The sequence below is a fragment of the Mesocryomonas lacus genome (assembly GCF_055730135.2).
In genome coordinates this window covers 507,648-525,248 of sequence record NZ_JBUZWE020000001.1, presented here as the reverse complement: position 1 = coordinate 525,248, position 17,601 = coordinate 507,648, and the positions used below count along the sequence as shown (strand labels likewise).

Sequence of the window (17,601 nt, the reverse complement as noted above, 5' to 3'; positions counted from 1 at the left end):
TAAGCATCTGAAGATGCAGTAAAAATTCGTTCAGCTAAAAATGACGACGGCTCTCCGGCGGGGCTCTCCGCCGAAGAGCCGTCCAATCGCCAACGAAGCGTGGCGAAAATGCGACAGTCTTGAGCAGCGCCTTCAGTCGTCCTGAAGCAGCAGGAGCGCCTGCGAGAGCTTCTCGGCTTCCAGGCGATAAGCTTCGCGCTTGCGGCGCTCTTCCTCGACGATGTCGTCGGGCGCGTTGGCGACGAAACGCTCGTTGCCGAGCTTCTTGTCGATCCGCCCCATTTCGTCGAGCGCCTTGCCGTGTGCCTTGGTGAGGCGGGACCGTTCGGCCGAGATGTCGATCATTCCCTCCAGCGGCAGCGCGAAGGTGGCGCCCCCGACGAGGATCTGCGCCGACTGCCGCGGCGCGACGTCCGCCGTCGCGATCGACGACAGGCGTGCCAGCCGCTTCAACGAGGCATCGTGGCGCGCCAGCCGTCCGGCCAGCAGATCATCCGGCTGCACCGCGACGAAGGCCGCCTCGGCGCCCGGCGGAACATTCATCTCGCTGCGCACCGACCTGATTTCATTGACCATCTCGATCAGCCAGTTGATGTCGCCCGCCGCATCGGCATCGACGAAATCCACCGACGGCCAGTCGGCATGGCAGAGCAACGTCGCGCGCGGCGCGGCCTCCGGCGCCGTCAGCGTCCAAAGCTCCTCCGTCAGGAAGGGCATGAACGGATGCAGCAGCGCGAAGACGCGGTCGAGCACATAGCCGGTGACGCGACGCGTCTCCGCCTTCGCCGCCTCGTCCTCGCCGAGGAAGATCGGCTTCGACAGCTCGAGATACCAGTCGCAGAAATTGTTCCAGACGAAGCGGTAGAGCGCGCCCGCCGCCTCGTTGAAGCGATAGGCCTCTATCGCCTTCTCGGTCTCGGCAACCGTCCGCGACAGCTCCGTCATCAGCCAGCGGTTCAGCTGCAGCGTCAGCGTCGACCCGTCGACCGCAACGCCGTGCTCGGCGCCATTCATCCCGGCGAAGCGCGTGGCGTTCCAGAGCTTGGTGCCGAAGTTGCGGTAGCCGGCGATGCGCTGGGTATCGAGTTTCACGTCGCGGCCCTGCGCGGCCATGATCGCGAGCGTGAACCGCACCGCGTCGGCACCGAACTCGTCGAACAGCTCGATCGGGTCGATGACGTTGCCTTTCGACTTCGACATCTTGGCGCCGTTCTTGTCGCGGACGAGCGCATGCACGTAGACGGTCTGGAACGGCTCCTCGCCCATCACGTGCAAGCCCATCATCATCATCCGGGCGACCCAGAAGAAGATGATGTCGAAGCCGGTGACCAGCGCCGAGGTCGGGTAGTAGGTGGCGAGCTCCGGCGTCTTCTCCGGCCAGCCCATGGTCGAAAACGGCCAGAGGGCGGAGGAGAACCAGGTATCGAGCACATCCTCGTCGCGGGTGATGAGGTTGGCGCGCAGCGCCGGGTCCTCGGCCATGGCGCGGGCCTCCTCATCGGAGATCGTGCCATTGGTCACGTAGTGCGCGAGGGCGGCGGCGACCGCCTCCTCCTCAGTCTTGGCGACGAAAATCTTGCCGTCCTGGCCATACCAGGCGGGGATCTGATGTCCCCACCAGAGCTGGCGCGAGATGCACCAGGGCTGGATGTTCTCCATCCACTCGAAATAGGTCTTGTCCCAGTTCTTCGGGACGAAGTTGGTGCGGCCCTCGCGCACGCTGGCGATGGCGGGTTTCGCCATGGTCGCCGCATCCACGTACCACTGGTCGGTGAGGTAGGGCTCGATCGGCACGCCGCTGCGATCACCGTGCGGGACGGTGTGCGGGTGATCCTCGATCTCCGCGAGATATCCGCCCGCCTCCATCATCTCGACGATCTTCGCCCGCGCGGCAAAGCGGTCGAGGCCGTGGATCGCGGCGATGGTCGCGTCGAGCTCGGCCGTGTGCTCGAGGCCGGCGAGGAAGTCCTCGTTCTCGGCGAGCGTGATCGCCGCCTCGATCGTCATCAGGTTGATCTTCGCCAGATCATGCCGCTTGCCGACCTCGAAATCGTTGAAGTCGTGCGCCGGGGTGATCTTCACCGCGCCCGAGCCGGCCTCGGGATCGGCATAGTCGTCGGCGACGATCGGTATTAGGCGGCCGACCAGCGGCAGGCGCACGTGCTTGCCGATCAGCGCCTGGTAGCGCTCGTCCGCTCCATTCACCGCGACGCCGGTATCGCCGAGCATGGTCTCGGGACGCGTGGTGGCAACAGTGATGAAGCTGGCCGGGTTCTCCGGATCGAAGACTTCGCCTTCAATGGGATAGCGGAAGTGCCAGAGATGGCCCTTCACGTCCTGCTGCTCGACCTCGAGGTCGGAGATCGCCGTCAGCAGCTTGGGGTCCCAGTTGACGAGCCGCTTGTCCTTGTAGATCAGCCCCTTGTCGTAGAGATCGACGAACACGGTGCGGACGGCCTCGGACAGGCCTTCGTCCATGGTGAAGCGCTCGCGCGACCAGTCGCAGGAGGCGCCAAGCCGGCGCAGCTGGCCGAGGATGGTGCCGCCGGACTCCTGCTTCCACTGCCAGATGCGCTCGACGAAAGCCTCGCGGCCCATGTCGCGGCGGCCCGGCTCCTTGCGCTCGCGCAGCTGGCGCTCGACGACCATCTGAGTCGCGATGCCGGCATGGTCCATGCCCGGCTGCCAGAGGACGTTCTTGCCGCGCATGCGCTCGAAACGGACCAGCACGTCCTGCAGCGTATTGTTCAGCGCGTGACCGATGTGCAGCGAGCCGGTGACGTTCGGCGGCGGGATAACGATCGAATACGGCTCGGCACCGGGCTTGGCACCCGCGCCGGCGCGGAAGGCGTCCGCCTCCTCCCAGCGCTCGGCGATGCGGGGCTCGAGGCTGGCGGCGTCGTAGGTCTTCTCGATCATGATGGCGTCCGATGGAAAGCAGGAAGGCGTATCGCCCCGGTTACGCCTAAGCTTTCCGCCGTGTCAACGAATCCCGGCGCCGAGCTTCAGCGGCGGGGTCCGCGCGATACGCGTTCGATCTCTTCGCGCACCATGCGCTCGACGATGCGCGGCAGGTTGTCGTCCAGCCATTCCTGCAGCATCGGCCGGAGCATTTCGCGCGCCATTTCCTCCATCGACTTCATCTGCCCGTCGCGGATGGCCCGGGCGAGATCGTCGAAGGCGGCCGCGACCTGCGCGCCGGCGGCTTCCGACATCAGCGAGGACGCAGCCGTGATCACCGAGGGCTCCGGGACCGGTGCGGGCGGCACCGGCGCGGCCTCTGCCGCGTCCCGCCCGAGGCCGACTGCGCGGTGCAGTTCGGAGCTGAATTTCTCTTCGTCGAAGCCAGCCACCAGGTCGACGGTCTCGGCCGCATCCGCTGCAGCAGGCGCAGTTGCTGCGGCGGGGGCCTCTGCGGCGGCGACGATGGGTGCCGAACGGCTGGCCTCGACCATCGGGATGGAAACGTCTCGGTCGGCGGCGACGATCGCGACGTCCGGCAGCGCGGCTTTCTGCGCCGGCACAGCCGTCGCCTGCGATGCCTTCGCGGCCTCCCCCTCGCCCATCGCGGGTCTGGCGGTGCCTTCCGCCGGCAATAGCGATGGCGACGCCTCGCGACCGAAGGCGCCGGCGAGCGACAGCCCGTCACGGGTCACGCCCTCCCGCAGGAGAGCCCGCGGCGGAAGCTCGGGGCGGCGCGGCATGGGCTCGCGCCGCGGCACACGCGACCGCGAGCGCAGAAGGGTCGACGATTCCAGTGAGGTTGGCTCGGGCGAGGCCGGCTCCCGCGACTCTGGCTCGGACGGCGGCGTGCCGACGAAGACGTCTGCGGTTTGAGCCTTCTGTTCCGCGGCAGCGACAGGCGCGTCATCGTGGATCGACGCCTCGTCGTCCGTGGCGGTCACGTCGACGTTGACGGCAGGCGCGGTCTCGACGCCCTTCCGGGGCGCATCGCCATTGGCCGGCGCGAAGTCGCGCGCGAGCGTGCCGAAATCCCTGTCAGGGCCGTCGGCGGACATATCGGCATCGCCGCCGCTCGGCGCGGGATGACCATGCAGAACGTCGCCCGCAGGCTTCGGCCGTTCGTCGCCGCTCTCGATAATCCGGCGTATCGACGCCAGGATTTCTTCCATCGAAGGCTCTTTAAGGGAAGGCGCATTGCTCATGGGGGCTGCCTGCATCTTCGAGAACGGCCGCACGCGGTCGAATCATGAAGATCAGCCTAACGCGAAAGCCGGCGGGAAAGAATCCCCGGCCGGCTTTCGCAGTCGATATCACCAGATGAATACGCTCGTCGGACGCGGGCGGCCTAGCGGCCGTCGGGTGTGCGCATGCCCGACCACTTGTCCTTGACGGCTTCGTAGTGCTGCTTCGGCTCGTAGACGGCGACCGCGAGCTTCAGGCGGGTGACCGAGAGGCGACCGATCGCCGAGGCCAAGGCGTAGCTCGCCACCACCTCGTCGCGCTGCGCGCCGACGAGAAGGATTTGCGCCGAGATCAGGTCGCCCTGTGCGTTGAGGACGTCAAGCGTGGTGCGCTGGCCGACATTGCGCTCTTCGATGACGCCATTCAGCGCCAGCCGGGCGGCACGGGTCTGCGCGTTGTAGCCGGTCACGTTGGCACGTGCGGCCTGCAACTCCGCCCAGGCGGTGGCGACGGCGGCGCGCACGGCGTCACGCTGGCTGTCGACCTCGATCTGCCGCTGGCCCAGCACTTCCTTGAACTGGCGGACCTGGGAGGCGACGATGCCGCCCTGGTAGATCGGAATGCTTAGCGTCGCGCCGACCGTTGCCGACATGTCGTTGCTGGTCGTCACGTCGACGCCCGGCAGGCTGTTGGAATTGGGCGTCGTGTCCGACAGTGCGTAGTCGTTGTCGACCGAACCGGACAGGCTGAGGGTCGGCAGTGCCTGACCTTCGGCTGATTTCACTTGGAACGCCGCGGCGTCAACCGAGTAGAGCGTCGCCAGGATCGCCGGATGTTCCTTCTGGGAGATCGCCAGCGCCTGGGTAATCGAGTTCGGCATCATGCTGTTCGGCGCTTTGCCGGGATCGAGTTGGTTCGGCGCATCGCCAATAATTTGGAGGTAGCTAGCCTCGCTGGTCGCAACCTGCGCCAGCGCCGAGTTCAGCAGCGCGGTCGCCAGCGCCTGCTCGGCCTCGGCCTGCGCGACGTCGGTGCGGGTGCCCTCGCCGACGTCGAAGCGGGCACTGGCGGCGCGCACCTGCTCGTTCAGGAAGGCGAGGTTCTGCCGGCGAAGCGCCGCGATCTGGCGATCGCGCAGGACGTTCATGTAGACCGTCGCCGCATCGTAGAGCGTGTTCTGCTCGGTGTTGGCGAGGTTCTGCTGCGAAGCCTTCACCGTCGCTTCGGCCGAGCGCACGTTGTTCGGCGTCTGGAAGCCGTCGAAGAGGGTCTGGCTGACGGTGACGCCAAAGCCGATCTGGTCCGCGCGGTTGCGCTGCGTGGTGATGTTGTCGCCGTAGGTCGTCCGCGAGCGGGAAAGCTGTCCGCTGCCGGAGGCGGTAACCCGGGGACGCAAACCGCCCTTGGCCTGCGGCACGTTTTCGTCGGTCGCCCGCAACTGGGCACGGGCAACGTTCAGATCCTGATTGTTTCGATAGGCACGCGCCAGCGCGCCGGTCAGGCTTTCCGCGCTGACGCTTCCAACACCGGCCAACACGGTACCGGCCGCCAGCGCGACTTTGATCCAGGAATTAAACTTCACTCGACGTCTCCAGATCTAAAGTACCACCGCAGCCATATACCCTGTGGCCTGCGGTGTCCGCGTCGCAAAGAGATCAACCCGCAGTTTCCATCGGAAATTGCGGATCAACCCATGCGAACGCTGCTGCGACCCCCACATCACGTTAGCACTTGAATCGGCCGTATGGTGTGGCCGGAAACAAACACTCTAGAATGTAAATTTTGCAGTGCGCTCAAAGCCCGGCAGCGGTCGGATGCTGCAGTTGAAGGCGAAGCGACCGGACACGACGCCCTCCTCCTTCAGGTAAAGCATTGCCGCGGCAGCGTTTCCGAGACCCTCGACGGCGACGAGCCGACCGCCTTCCGCCAGCTGCGCGAAAATCGCGTCGGGGATCACGTCGACAGCCCCCTCAAAAAGGATGACGTCGTAGGGTGCGCCATCCGCAGCCCCGTTGGCGAGCGGCGCCTCGACCACGCGGCACGAATCGTGTCCGAGACGGGCGAGCGTCGCCGTTGCGGCAGACGCCAGGTCCGTGTCCGACTCCACCGCCACGACGCTGGCGGCCAGATGCGAGATGATGGCAGCCGAGTATCCGGTGCCGCAACCGATATCGAGCACCCTGTCGTCGCGGTCGATCTGCACCAGCTGCAGGAGCTTGGCGAAGGGCGAGGCCTCCATGACGAAGCGGCCCGGACCGATCGGCAGATCGCCGTCGATATAGGCAAGGCTCTGGCGCGGACCGGTGACGAAAGCCTCACGCGGCACACTGAGGAAAGCCTGAAGAATGCGCAGGTCGGTCACATCCGTGGTGCGGATCTGGTTGTCGACCATCTTGATGCGAGCGGCTTCGAAATCCATGTCCGCGGTCCCGTCTGCGAGCGATGCCCTCCCTTAGTCGCCCGCCCCGGGCTGTGCAAGACGGAACGCCGGAAGGCACGGGGCAAGGCGTTGCCGCCGAAACTTACGCCCGCCGGCATACCGCTCAGAAGGCAGCATCAACGCCGTCCGTGTCGCCTTGGCGCGATAATAAGCATGCCGCGCCAGACAGACTATAAACTAGGCGATCCATGCCACTTCTGCATAAGTCGCGTGCAGTCTTTGCTCTTCTTTTACGCACACGCGCGGCGTATCTAGGCAACATCAAACCAACCCGAAAGCGCACCAACACCATGTTCGCCCAGCTCGCCAACCGCATCAAAGACTTCCGCGCTCACCGCCGCACCGTCAGCCTGCTGTCGCAGATGGAAGACCGGCAGCTGTGGGACATCGGTCTGATCCGCGGTGACATCGATTCCGTCGTTCGTCGCGGCCGCATCCAGCATTAATCTCTAGGCATCCTGCGATGGGGCGAACCTCGTCGAATTGAGATGCTAGAGAAGCTAAGACGCTGCGTTTGTGTGATGTCTCCATGTTGGACGAACGCCGCGGCAACTGAGTTCTACTCCGCCCGCTTTGAAGCCCCGTCGCACCCGCGGCGGGGCTTCTTTCATGTCACGATCCGGCAGGCTGCTTCTTCTCGCTCGGGCTTGAGGATCGGCCCTCCCCGAACCCCGGCGTCCGCCAAGCCTTCCCGCACAGCAGCGTCGCGACGAGATCTCTGAGATCGTCGATGTCCTGCGGTATGCGGTCGTCGCCGCGGCTGGCGGAGGCATGGAAAATGCCGTCGAGGTGGAGCGTGATGGTCCTCGCCGTCTTGGCGACGTCGACATCGGCGAAGAGACCAGACGCCACGCCGCGGCCGATGCAATCCTCGAGCAGCGCCTGTTCCAGGCGGTAGAAATCCGCGATCAGTGCGTCGGTCGCCGCATCACGCGCGCCGGAAGCGGCATAGTCGGCCATGATCTTCAACATGCGACCGATCGTCGGCGCCAGCTCGACATGCATGTCCAGCCAGGCGTCGATGCCACCCTTCGGGTCGTCCGCACCGGCGCGCCGCGCTTCGTGGCCGGCGACGAGGCCCTCGACGACATGGCCGATCGTCCGGCGGAAGAGCTGGTCCTTGCTTTCGAAGTAGTAGTGGATGAGCGCTGCGTTGATTCCGCAGGCTTCCGCGACATCGCGGACGGTGACGAGGCTGTAGTGGCGCCCGGCGAACTGGCGCAGGGCCTCGTCGAGGATCAGCGCGCACCGGGTCGCAGGGTCGAGCCGCTGCCGGATTGCGGTCTTCATCCAATCTCCTTCCGCGAGCATCCATCCCCCGCGCCGCCATTTGGCCATGCCGGCTGGTGGGTGGGCAGACGCTGACCATGCGCTGCACAATTCGCGCTCTTCCGCCTGTAAATTACAACCATATCAATGCCTTGAAGGATGGTATGACGCCATTTCTTTGAGCTGTGCAAACGCCGGGAACCGTCTCATATTAATCCATCGGTGAATAGCGCCAACCCGCCGGCGCGTCGATCAGGAGCCTCGGATGAAACGTCTGTTCCGCGCCGCCGTCCTTACCCTTGCCATGAGCCTTGCCGCCACCGCCGGCCATGCCGAGGAGCGCAAGAGCTTCAAGCTCGGCTACAGCATCTATGTCGGCTTCATGCCATTCGCTTGGCTGAAGAGCTCCGGCGTCATGAAGAAGTGGGCGGACAAGTACGGCATCGACGTCGAGATCGTGCTGCTCAACGACTACGTCTCCGGCGTCAACCAGTTCATCGCCGGCGATCTCGACGCCTATGGCGTCGCCAGCATGGATGCGCTGGTGATGCCGGCGGCGGGGGGCGTCGACACCTCGATCTTCCTCCTCGGCGACTACTCCAATGGCAATGACGCGATCGTCTCGAAGTCGGTCAAATCGGTCGCCGACCTCAAGGGGCAGGAGGTGCACCTCTTGCAGTTCAGCGTCTCGCACTACCTGCTCAACCGCGCTTTGGCGCTGGCCGGCCTGAGCCTCGGCGACGTGAAGACGGTGAACATCTCCGACTCAGAGATCGCCGCGGCCTACCTCACCCAGCCCGATATGGTGACGGCGGCGACCTGGAAGCCGATGGTGCCGGACATGGTGAAAAGCGTGGCAGGGTCCGAGATCATCTTCGATAGCTCGAAGATTCCCGGCGAGATCATGGACGTCTTCATCGGCAAGACCGACGTGCTGAAGGACAACCCGGCCTTCGCCAAGGCGGTGACCGGCGCCTGGTACGAGGCTCTCGCCACGATGGAAGGACCGGACTCGGCGGGCATCAAGGAAGCGATGGCCGCCGGCATGGGCACCGACGTCGCCGGCCTCGCCACTCAGGTCGAGACGACGCACTTCTTCAAGACCCCGGCCGAGGCCGTCAGCTCCATGACCGACGCCAAGACCAAGGCGATCTGGGACAGCGTGCGCACCTTCTGCTTCGACCAGGGCCTGTTCGGCCAAGGCGCCGACAGCGTCGACGCCATCGGCATCGAGATGCCCGACGGCTCGGTGCTTGGCGCCAAGGAAAACATCAAGCTGCGCTTCGACCCGACGTTCGCGAAGATGGCGGCCGACGGCACGCTCTAGGCAGAAGCAGGCCGGGAACACGCGCATGCGCCGCATCATCAACTATCCGCCGAGCCGCATGCAGAAGCTGGTGCTCGGCACCTTGCCCTTCTTGCTGATCCTTCTCGTCTACGTCCTCGCCTCGAACGCCCGCCTCGCGGTGGCGCCGGCCGACAAGATCATGCCGAGCTTCGAGAGCTTCTATGCGGCCATCGTCCGGCTGATGACGAAGGTCGACCCGGCGATCGGCCAGCCGGTGTTCTGGTTCGACACCTGGCTGAGCCTTGGCCGGCTCGGCACCGGCCTCGGCCTGTCGGCGCTGATCGGCCTCGTCATCGGCATTCCCATCGGCTTCATCCCGCAATTGCGGGCAGCCTTCGATCCGGTGCTGGCCGCGCTGTCGCTGGTGCCGCCGCTCGCTTTGCTCCCGATCCTCTTCATCGCCTTTGGCCTTGGCGAACTGTCGAAGATGGTGCTGATCGTCTTCGGCGTCGCGCCCTTCCTCGTGCGCGACGTGGTGCTGCGGGTGGCGGCGATCCCGCGCGAGCAGATCGTCAAGGCGCAGACGCTCGGCGCCTCGACCTGGCAGATGCTGCTCGACGTGGTCGTGCCACAGGTGATGCCGCGGCTGATCGAATCGGTGCGCCTGTCGCTCGGCACCGCCTGGCTCTACGTCATCGCCGCCGAGGCGATCACCGCCGAGGGCGGCCTTGGCTACCGCATCTTCCTCGTCCGCCGCTACCTCGCGATGGACGTGATCCTGCCTTACGTCTTCTGGATCACCTTGCTCGCCTTCCTGATCGACCTCGCGCTCCGCCAACTCTCGCGCGCGGCCTTCCCCTGGAACGAGCTGAAGGACGCCTGATGACGGAAATCCGCTTCGACGGCGTCTGGAAGGAATACGGGCCGGCGATCATCCTCGAGAACATCAACTTCACGCTGGCCGACCACGAGTTCCTGGTTGTGGTGGGCCCAAGCGGCGTCGGCAAGACGACGCTGCTGCGCATGCTGCTCGCGCAGGAGCGTCCGACGCGCGGGCAGATCCTGCTCGACGGCAAGCCGATCGCCGCAGAGCCGACCGCCGACCGGGGCGTCGTCTTCCAGCGCTACTCGGTCTTCCCGCACCGGACGGTGCTCGCCAACGTCATGACCGGTCCGCAATGGGCGGCCTCGCCCTTCACCGGCCGGCTTTTCGGCGCGGCAAGGCGGGCGCTGCGGGACGAAGCGATGGCACTGCTCCAGCGAGTTGGCCTCGCGGAATCTGCGCAAAAATATCCGCAGCAGCTCTCCGGCGGCATGCAGCAACGCCTCGCCATCGCGCAGGCGCTGATCAACCGGCCGAAAGTGCTGCTGCTGGACGAACCTTTCGGCGCGCTCGATGCCGGGACCCGCAAGGCCATGCACACGCTGGTCGGCGAGCTGTGGGCCGAGCATGAGATGACCATCGTCATGGTCACGCACGACCTCAACGAGGCCTTCCTCTTGGGCACGCGCGTGATGGCGGTCGACAGGGCGCGGCACGATCCGCACGCGCCGGAGCGCTACGGCGCCGGCATATGCTCGGACTTTTCCACCAAGCTGCGCATCGTGCGCGACAGCCAGCGATTCGAGGCCCGGCGCTTAGCCGCCGCCACTCCCTCTCATCTCTCCCTCGTAAAGGACTGACATGACCGACAAGCGCTTCCACCTTGCCTGGTTCATGAACTTCACGCCGGACGAATGGCGCGAGCCTTTCGGCCAGGGCGGCCTGCCCTGGGACGGCGCGTTCTATGTCGAAATGGCGCAGACACTGGAGCGCGCCTGCTTCGACTACATCATGATCGAAGACAAGCTGATGGTGCCGCAGAGCTATGGCGGCTCGACCGAGGCGGCGCTGAAGCTCGGCATGATGGTCCCGAAGCATGATCCGGTGCCGCTGGCGGTGGCGATGGGCATGGCGACGTCGAAGCTCGGCATCGTCGCCACCATGTCGACGCTCGCCTACCCGCCCTTCCTGATGGCGCGCCTCTCCTCCACCATCGACAGCCTGACCAAGGGCCGCTTCGGCTGGAACATCGTCACGTCCGCTGAGGACCTCGCCGCTCAGAATTTCGGCCTCGACAAGCTGCCGCTGCGCGAGACCCGCTACGAGATGGCGGACGAGTACATGGAGGTGATGGGCAAGCTGTTCTCCAGCTGGGAGCCCGACGCGGTCGTGCTCGACCGAGAGGCCGGCGTCTATGCCGACCACACCAAGGTCCACACGATCGACCACGTCGGCAAGCACTTCAAGGTGCGCGGGCCGCTCAACACCGTGCCCTCGCCGCAAGGCCGCCCTGTTTACGTTCAGGCCGGCGCCTCGCCGCGCGGACGCGACTTCGCCGCCCGCCACGCCGATTCCATCATCTCCGTCGCCTCGGGCGTCGAGAGCATGAAGGCGTTCCGGGCGGACCTGCGCGCCCGGGCCGCGGCGATGGGCCGGGATCCCGACGAGATCAAGGTGCTGTTCTGCGTCACCCCGACGGTCGGCGAGACAGAGAAGGACGCGCACGAGCGGCACGCGCGGCAGATCAATGCGCCAAACTTCATCATCGACATCCTCGCCTCGCTCTCGGCGATCACCGAGATCGACTTCGCGCAGTTCGATCTCGACAAGCCGCTGCCCGGAAAACTCGTCACCAATGGCGAATCGGGAACGCTCGACAAGTTCCAGCAATGGGGCAGCGGCAAGACCTTGCGCGAGCTGGTGGTCGACGGGGCCGGCGGCGTCGTCTCCTCGGTGGAGCTGATCGGCACGCCCGACCAGGTGGCCGCACGAATGGGCGAGGTGATGGAGGAGGTCGGCGGCGACGGCTTCCTGATCACCACGCCTGTGCTGCGCGTCAGCCGGCGCTATCTCGTGGAGATCGCCGACGGACTCGTGCCTGCGTTGCAGAAACGCGGCCTTGTTCGCTCGCACTATTCGCACGACATGCTGCGCGACAATCTGCGGGCATTCTAATCGCCGCCGACAGAGGCTATGGACGACACGATGACCTTGATTGCGCCCTTCATCCTCCCCGGCACGTCCGTAATCGCCGATGCCCCGACGACGGCGGAAGCCCTCGGCCTCCTCGAACGCCCGGTTGTCGAGCAGAGGGCCTATCGCGACGCCATGGCGAGCGTTGCTGCCGCGGTGCACATCATCACCACGGCCGGACCGAACGGCCCCGCCGGCTTCACCGCGACCGCGGTGAGCAGCGTCACCGACCAGCCGCCGACTTTGCTCGTCTGCGTCAAGCGCGAGAGCTCGGTCGGCGCTGCCTTCCAAGCCAATGGCGCGCTCTGCGTCAACACGCTGGCATCCACACAGGAACGGCTGTCCAACCTCTTCGGCGGAAAGACGCCGATGGCCGAGCGCTTCGCCGAGGCGGAATGGTCGACGGCGGTGACCGGCTCGCCGGTGCTGGCGGGCGCGCTGACCACCTTCGACTGCCGGATCGCGAGCGCGGTCGATGTCGGCACCCATGCCGTCCTGTTCTGCGAGGTCCTCGCGATCGTCGAGGGCCCGCCCGGTGACGGCCTCGTCTATGCCGGCCGCCGCTATGCTGCCGTGGCGGCGCGCGCCGAGAGCTGAACCGGCGACGCAGGCCAACCGGCGGCATATTGCCAAGGCGATGCGTGTATTCGGTCATCGGAGGGGCACGGGTCGAAGCGGAGAGCGGCCGTCTGCGAAGTTCACACCCCGCTTGCGACCATAAAGACACTGCGGGCAGGCTTAGTGTGGACGTTGCTCGCTAAGCCGTGGGTACGGTTCCGCAAGGGGCAGCCCCGTCACATCCAGTATCACATTAGTTTCACGGCCATCAGCCCCGTGGGCGCCGTCATGGGCGGAACGCAGATCTGCGTCAGGCTTTACCTAAGCGATCCGCAAGACGGAGTGAGCCGGCCTCGAGGTCGGCGCAGCAAAGGATAATCCTATGAAGAAGTTCATGATCGCCGCCGGTATCTCGATGATCGCCACCGCCGCTTTCGCCCAGTCCCCGGCCCCGGCCGACAGCAACTACAACGCCACCACCCAGCCGAACGGCGTGACCTCGTCGACGACGGCCGGCCAGGGCACCGGCGCCGGCGCCGACATGGCGAAGAAGCCGATGATGGGCACCGACGCGATGTCGACCGGCAGCATGACCCCGGACGCCAACGCAAACACCCAGCCGAAGGGCGCAGGCCTCACCGCTGGCGGCAACAGCAACGCCTCCACCGACGTCAACGGCGTCTCTTCCTCGACCTCGGGCGGCCAGGGCACCGGCGCCGGCGCCGACATGGCCAAGTAAGCTCCAGCTACAGTCATCGAGAAGCGCTCTGCCTCACGGCGGGGCGTTTTTCGTTTGTGCCAATAGTCGCCAGTCCCATTCCTCTAAAGCGCCCGTACCAACGGTCCCCTACAGCCTGAACCTCTCCAAGCGACACAGCACATCGGGGTTACCTCCTCAGCGCCCTTCCGCAGCCCACCGGCAACGCCGAGACTGGCCAGCAGGCAGGGACTGATTGAGGCAACGGCATCTCCGCTTCCGTTTCGATCATAGCTCTCCCCTTCATCCCTCCGGGACAAGGCGAAACGAGAATGGAAGCAGACACCGTGGAGACCGTCAAACTGACTGTTGCGCGCGAAGAAGGTCGCACCGGCAATGACCTCGATGCTGCCCGCGCCCTGTTCCTGGGGCTCTGCCTGTCTGCGCTGTTGTGGGATGTGTTGTTCTTGGCGCTTTACTAAGGCCTGGGTCGCCCTCGGAACATGAGATCCCCGTATCCTGCAGGCATCATCAGATCCGAGACGCCGTTAGTCCAAGAGATCGAGTGTCCGCGTCAGCGCGAAGCAGAAGCGGGGCCGGCGTCAGACAAGGCCACCGCCAGCGCCAGCGTCGCATGATGGGGAAGAGCTAAAAGCCGTTCTGCCGAAAGCCGTTCAAATGACAAGTCTCGCAATATCCAACGACTGCTGAAAATTGAACTGGAGGCCTCGCCCGGAATCGAACCGGGATGCAAGGATTTGCAGGCCTCTCGCAGCTATTGAAATCGTTGGCCTTTCAGGGCCTCTGTTGCATCCGTGTTGCAGTCAGCTTAGCAAAGCCGTCGCCGCGTCCGCCAATTCGCCGCCGTCATCGTCCCGCGGGAACAGGTGCCCGTAGACGTCCATCGTCATCACGATCGACGCGTGGCCGAGCCGCTCCTGGACCATCTTCGCCGTTAAGCCCAAGCCGCCCTCCTCTTTCCGGTTGATCAGCCAACTGGCGTAGAAGTGCCGGAGGGAGTGCATGCCGGTGTATTTCGCATCGCCCTCATCAGTGACGACCCCTGCCCGCTTCATCGCCGGGACCAGGCCCTTGTCGATGATATTCGTGTGCGATCGCGGTCCGCCGGAAGGGTTCGCAAAAACGAGTTCATGCTCGGCCGGCTGACGAAGGCGATGCTGCTTCAGCGCGTTGATGACGGGCGGCGGCACCGGGATGGTGCGGACGCCCGCCTCCGACTTCGGCGGGCCAATCTCTCCAAACTCGTCAGCGCGCTGGCTGACGCGGATCCTCGAGCGCTTGAGGTCGACGTCCTTCCATCGCAGTCCGCGAAGTTCTGACGATCGCATGCCGGTGAAGATGGCCGTGACGAGAAGAGGACGCCAGTTCGGCTCCAGCGCGTCCACAAAGGCCTTGATCTCCTCCCGGGCCGGGATGTCGACGCCGATCTCCAGGCGCCCCTTCTGCCGCCGCTCGGCACGCCGGTCGCGCCCCTTCCGACTTCCGCGGATCTCCCGCACTGGATTGCGCGCGGCAAGGCCCCGTTCCATGGCGTCTGAAAGGATGGAGCCAAGGGACGTCAGCACCTTCTTGGCCATCACCGCAGACCGTCCCTCCTTTCGAAGCCTGTCCTCGAAATCTCGGACCGCCGGAAGCGAGAGCTTCGACAGCAGGACTTCACCAATCATAGGCGTAATGTGGTTCGTGAGGTGGCTTCTCCGCTGATTGACGGTCGACCGCTCAAGGCCGGCCGTCTCGCCTGAGGCTATCCAGAACTCACCCGCCTTCTCTATGGTCACACTGGCGCTGTCAGCGACATGCACACCCTGCCGCACCTCTACAGATGCTGTCGCACTGAAGGCATCAGCCTCCTTCTTTTTTGCGAAGGACTTGTGCCGGCGCTTGCCCGACCCGTCCATGTAGTCGACCGCCCATACAACCCTCTGGACGCCCTTGGCAGTAATCCAGGATCGCTTCCGGACGGACATTCACGTCTCCTTGTCGTCGCTGTTGATGATTTTCTCGATGAAAGATGCACTTTTCGGATCTGAAATTCGCAAACTGGCCAGCAGGGCTTGAGCCATTATTCTCTGATTTTTCAGAATACTTTCCAGCTTCTCATTCTGAGCACGCTTGGCGCGTTCTTGGCTCGCATAGATATCACCGAACGTGTCTCCCCATTCTGATCGCTCCTCAGCATGCGAGGGCGATAAGCGCGCCTCAAGCTCAAAAGATTCATCGAGCCGAGCGACGATCTCAGCGTTCATAGATCGCTGGTTCGCCAGCGCCGCTGCCTTTAACCGTTCGCGCATTCCATCAGGCAATCGGATCATTGCCTGATCCGAGCCGCGTCCAATCGCTTTCATTTCCCATCCTCACGCTTCCCGATCTAGCACTGTGCTGAATTACGCTTGACGTCAATATCAGCACCGTGCTTATAGTTAGCACCGTGCTAATGACCAAGGGTTACTGAAATGACAGAAAAAACGGAAAGCCTCGATCTCGTTTGGGGGATCAAGGGAATTGCGAAGGTCATCGGGCGCAGCGAGCGCCAGACCTATGACATGTGCGCGGACGGTCACTTGCCTGTCCGGCAGGTTGGCGCGCGCTGGGTCGCCGAGCGCGGCCAGCTGATCCGCTTCTTCATGGAGTCGGCAGCATGAGCGCGGTTAATGGCAGCCGGCGCGGCGGATGGATCAAGGACCACCGCGCCACCGCCAGCGCCCCGCTGGCCGACGTCCTCGCCGATCTCGTCAAGGTGCTGGATCGCCTGACGGTCGCTCGGGATCGTGCCGCCTACCACATCAAGGGCGGCCACTTCACCGATCCGCAATATACCGCCGAGGAGTTGGCGGCGCTGGAGGATGCCCTGCGGGTCGTGCGGGGGATCAAGCCGGAGCGGATGCTCGACAAGGTGGCGAAGTTCGAGGACGACCAAGGCCTGCCGGTCTTGCCTCGCGAGGTCTCGGCCGAAGCAGCCGAGGATTACCTCCGCTTCCAGGCCGAACAGGATCGGCTGTTCGCCAACGGCCTGAGTTTCAAGGCGGTTGGCAGAGAGCTTAAAAAGCTCGGCTGGGAGCTCGAAAAATGAGGGCGCCTATTCAGCTCGCCGATTTCCTGACGTCCGTGGATGATCTTCAGATCTGGCAGGACCACATCAACGGCATGGCCCAGAGGATGGCGGAGCGCTTCTTCCTCTCATGTCCCGAGGGATCGGCACACCCGAACTACGCCAAGTTCTATGGCGACACGATCGATATGCTGCGGGCTCAACAGCGGAGCCAGTTGCAGGAGATGAACCTCGCAGTGGACGTGATCATGGTGGCCGAGGCGGCCGTTGTCGACGCCTTCATTGCCGCCCTTCGCCGCGTCTATGCGACCGCTCACCCGGGAGGCCTGGCATGAGCGAGTCCGATTGGGTGAAGGAAGCGCTCCAGCGAAAGGCGAGGCTCAAGACGCGCGTCCCGCCGCCTATAGCCACGGCATCGAAGTGGTTGGCTGACCGGCCGCCGCAGCACTGGCCGCGCCCGCTGGAGTCGGAGGTCCGGCGGCTTTTCGATTTGACCGAGGCCGAGGCGGCTAAGGCGATCGCAGCGGCACGCGTCGAGCATGGGCGGGCGAATTGAGCGCCCGTACCGCGAAGAAACCCGATGCAGAGGAAACCAAGGCCCCGCGATCGGGGGTGCGATCGACCCCCGACGAGGCGGCAGCCGTAGTAGCGAGATGGCCAGATACGGCTAGGGAACGCTTCGAGCTTTTCGATTTTTGGGCCCGTCAGGTAAACCGCCTGTTGGCAAAGATGAAGTCGAGCTATCGGCTGATGGCGGTTATCCGTCTGCGGATCAGATGGCAAACGGGCGAGATTACCGCAACGAACCGCATGCTTGCAGACGATGCCGGCGGCTGGGATGAGAAGACGATCCAGCGTGAGGTCACCCTTTTGCGCAGTGCCGGCTACCTCGCCGCTGAGTATGGCGGCAGAAGGAACGGCGAAGGTGTGCTGGTGAAAACTCGAATTCTTCGGCTCTCGTTTCCGTCAGTTGGGCCAAACGCGACCGGACAAGCGTGGTCCGGTCGGTCAAAGGGGGCGACCGGACAAGCGTGGTCCACCCCGACCGGACAAGCGTGGTCCGATACCTCTTGTACTCCTGAACAAGAGGAGCCGACCGATGACCTCTTCTGATCAG

Annotated in this window: 20 protein-coding genes; 13 read left to right on the top strand and 7 right to left on the bottom strand. The window is 64.7% G+C overall.

Annotation, left to right across the window (positions count from 1 at the left end; genetic code table 11):
• Positions 1-132 precede the first annotated feature (132 nt).
• The 4 genes from ACZLZY_RS02540 to ACZLZY_RS02525 form a co-directional block, all read right to left on the bottom strand.
• The gene (locus ACZLZY_RS02540; protein ID WP_472931854.1) at positions 133-2,919 is read right to left on the bottom strand and encodes a valine--tRNA ligase; all 2,787 of its coding nucleotides are present in this window, start codon (positions 2,917-2,919) and stop codon (positions 133-135) included.
• A gap of 86 nt (positions 2,920-3,005) precedes the next feature.
• On the bottom strand, positions 3,006-4,133 hold the full coding sequence (locus ACZLZY_RS02535) for a PopZ family protein (RefSeq protein WP_472931853.1): 1,128 nt from the start codon (positions 4,131-4,133) through the stop codon (positions 3,006-3,008).
• A gap of 176 nt (positions 4,134-4,309) precedes the next feature.
• A complete protein-coding gene (locus tag ACZLZY_RS02530) occupies positions 4,310-5,728 on the bottom strand; it encodes a TolC family outer membrane protein (RefSeq protein ID WP_472931852.1) in 1,419 nt (472 codons plus the stop codon).
• A gap of 186 nt (positions 5,729-5,914) precedes the next feature.
• Positions 5,915-6,565 carry a protein-L-isoaspartate O-methyltransferase family protein gene (locus ACZLZY_RS02525; protein WP_472931851.1) on the bottom strand — a complete coding sequence of 217 codons (651 nt, stop codon included), beginning with the start codon at positions 6,563-6,565 and terminating at the stop codon, positions 5,915-5,917.
• 209 nt (positions 6,566-6,774) lie between these two features.
• On the opposite strand from ACZLZY_RS02525, the gene ACZLZY_RS02520 reads away from it, so the two are divergent.
• Positions 6,775-7,032, top strand: coding sequence for a DUF1127 domain-containing protein (locus ACZLZY_RS02520; RefSeq protein WP_472931850.1), 258 nt, complete (start codon positions 6,775-6,777; stop codon positions 7,030-7,032).
• A 166-nt stretch (positions 7,033-7,198) separates the two neighbouring features.
• Here the strand turns inward: ACZLZY_RS02520 and ACZLZY_RS02515 are convergent, their stop codons facing one another.
• The gene (locus ACZLZY_RS02515; protein WP_472931849.1) at positions 7,199-7,876 is read right to left on the bottom strand and encodes a TetR/AcrR family transcriptional regulator; all 678 of its coding nucleotides are present in this window, start codon (positions 7,874-7,876) and stop codon (positions 7,199-7,201) included.
• 244 nt (positions 7,877-8,120) lie between these two features.
• Between ACZLZY_RS02515 and ACZLZY_RS02510 the strand changes: the two genes are divergently transcribed.
• The 7 genes from ACZLZY_RS02510 (at position 8,121) to ACZLZY_RS02480 (ending at position 13,896) form a co-directional block, all read left to right on the top strand.
• A complete protein-coding gene (locus ACZLZY_RS02510; RefSeq protein ID WP_472931848.1) occupies positions 8,121-9,182 on the top strand; it encodes a putative urea ABC transporter substrate-binding protein in 1,062 nt (353 codons plus the stop codon).
• A 25-nt stretch (positions 9,183-9,207) separates the two neighbouring features.
• Positions 9,208-10,026, top strand: coding sequence for an ABC transporter permease (locus tag ACZLZY_RS02505; RefSeq protein ID WP_472931847.1), 819 nt, complete (start codon positions 9,208-9,210; stop codon positions 10,024-10,026).
• The gene (locus tag ACZLZY_RS02500; protein ID WP_472931846.1) at positions 10,026-10,826 is read left to right on the top strand and encodes an ABC transporter ATP-binding protein; all 801 of its coding nucleotides are present in this window, start codon (positions 10,026-10,028) and stop codon (positions 10,824-10,826) included. Before ACZLZY_RS02505 ends, ACZLZY_RS02500 begins: the two co-directional genes overlap by 1 nt.
• 1 nt (position 10,827) lies before the next feature.
• Complete coding sequence (locus ACZLZY_RS02495; protein WP_472931845.1) at positions 10,828-12,141, top strand: NtaA/DmoA family FMN-dependent monooxygenase; 1,314 nt, start codon at positions 10,828-10,830, stop codon at positions 12,139-12,141.
• A 30-nt stretch (positions 12,142-12,171) separates the two neighbouring features.
• Positions 12,172-12,756 (top strand): flavin reductase, encoded by a 585-nt coding sequence (locus tag ACZLZY_RS02490; RefSeq protein ID WP_472931844.1) that lies wholly within the window; start codon positions 12,172-12,174, stop codon positions 12,754-12,756.
• Between the two features lie 343 nt (positions 12,757-13,099).
• A complete protein-coding gene (locus tag ACZLZY_RS02485; RefSeq protein WP_472931843.1) occupies positions 13,100-13,456 on the top strand; it encodes a hypothetical protein in 357 nt (118 codons plus the stop codon).
• A gap of 290 nt (positions 13,457-13,746) precedes the next feature.
• Positions 13,747-13,896, top strand: a complete 150-nt coding sequence (locus tag ACZLZY_RS02480) for a hypothetical protein (protein WP_472931842.1) — start codon at positions 13,747-13,749, stop codon at positions 13,894-13,896.
• A gap of 342 nt (positions 13,897-14,238) precedes the next feature.
• Here ACZLZY_RS02480 and ACZLZY_RS02475 read toward each other — a convergent pair whose 3' ends face one another.
• Together ACZLZY_RS02475 and ACZLZY_RS02470 are read right to left on the bottom strand one after the other, a co-directional pair.
• Entirely contained in the window at positions 14,239-15,402 is a 1,164-nt protein-coding gene (locus ACZLZY_RS02475; RefSeq protein ID WP_472931841.1) for a tyrosine-type recombinase/integrase, read from the bottom strand.
• Positions 15,403-15,780, bottom strand: a complete 378-nt coding sequence (locus tag ACZLZY_RS02470; protein ID WP_472931840.1) for an Arc family DNA-binding protein — start codon at positions 15,778-15,780, stop codon at positions 15,403-15,405. It lies immediately after the preceding gene.
• A gap of 108 nt (positions 15,781-15,888) precedes the next feature.
• On the opposite strand from ACZLZY_RS02470, the gene ACZLZY_RS02465 reads away from it, so the two are divergent.
• From ACZLZY_RS02465 to ACZLZY_RS02445, 5 genes are read left to right on the top strand one after another with little or no spacing between them, the layout of a single operon-like run.
• A complete protein-coding gene (locus ACZLZY_RS02465) occupies positions 15,889-16,077 on the top strand; it encodes a DNA-binding protein (RefSeq protein ID WP_472931839.1) in 189 nt (62 codons plus the stop codon).
• On the top strand, positions 16,074-16,505 hold the full coding sequence (locus ACZLZY_RS02460; RefSeq protein WP_472931838.1) for a hypothetical protein: 432 nt from the start codon (positions 16,074-16,076) through the stop codon (positions 16,503-16,505). Before ACZLZY_RS02465 ends, ACZLZY_RS02460 begins: the two co-directional genes overlap by 4 nt.
• Positions 16,502-16,819: a hypothetical protein gene (locus ACZLZY_RS02455; RefSeq protein ID WP_472931837.1), complete on the top strand. Its 318-nt coding sequence runs from the start codon at positions 16,502-16,504 to the stop codon at positions 16,817-16,819. The genes ACZLZY_RS02460 and ACZLZY_RS02455 overlap by 4 nt, the downstream gene beginning before the upstream one ends.
• On the top strand, positions 16,816-17,040 hold the full coding sequence (locus tag ACZLZY_RS02450) for a hypothetical protein (RefSeq protein ID WP_472931836.1): 225 nt from the start codon (positions 16,816-16,818) through the stop codon (positions 17,038-17,040). Before ACZLZY_RS02455 ends, ACZLZY_RS02450 begins: the two co-directional genes overlap by 4 nt.
• A complete protein-coding gene (locus tag ACZLZY_RS02445; protein WP_472931835.1) occupies positions 17,037-17,597 on the top strand; it encodes a hypothetical protein in 561 nt (186 codons plus the stop codon). The genes ACZLZY_RS02450 and ACZLZY_RS02445 overlap by 4 nt, the downstream gene beginning before the upstream one ends.
• Positions 17,598-17,601: the final 4 nt, after the last annotated feature.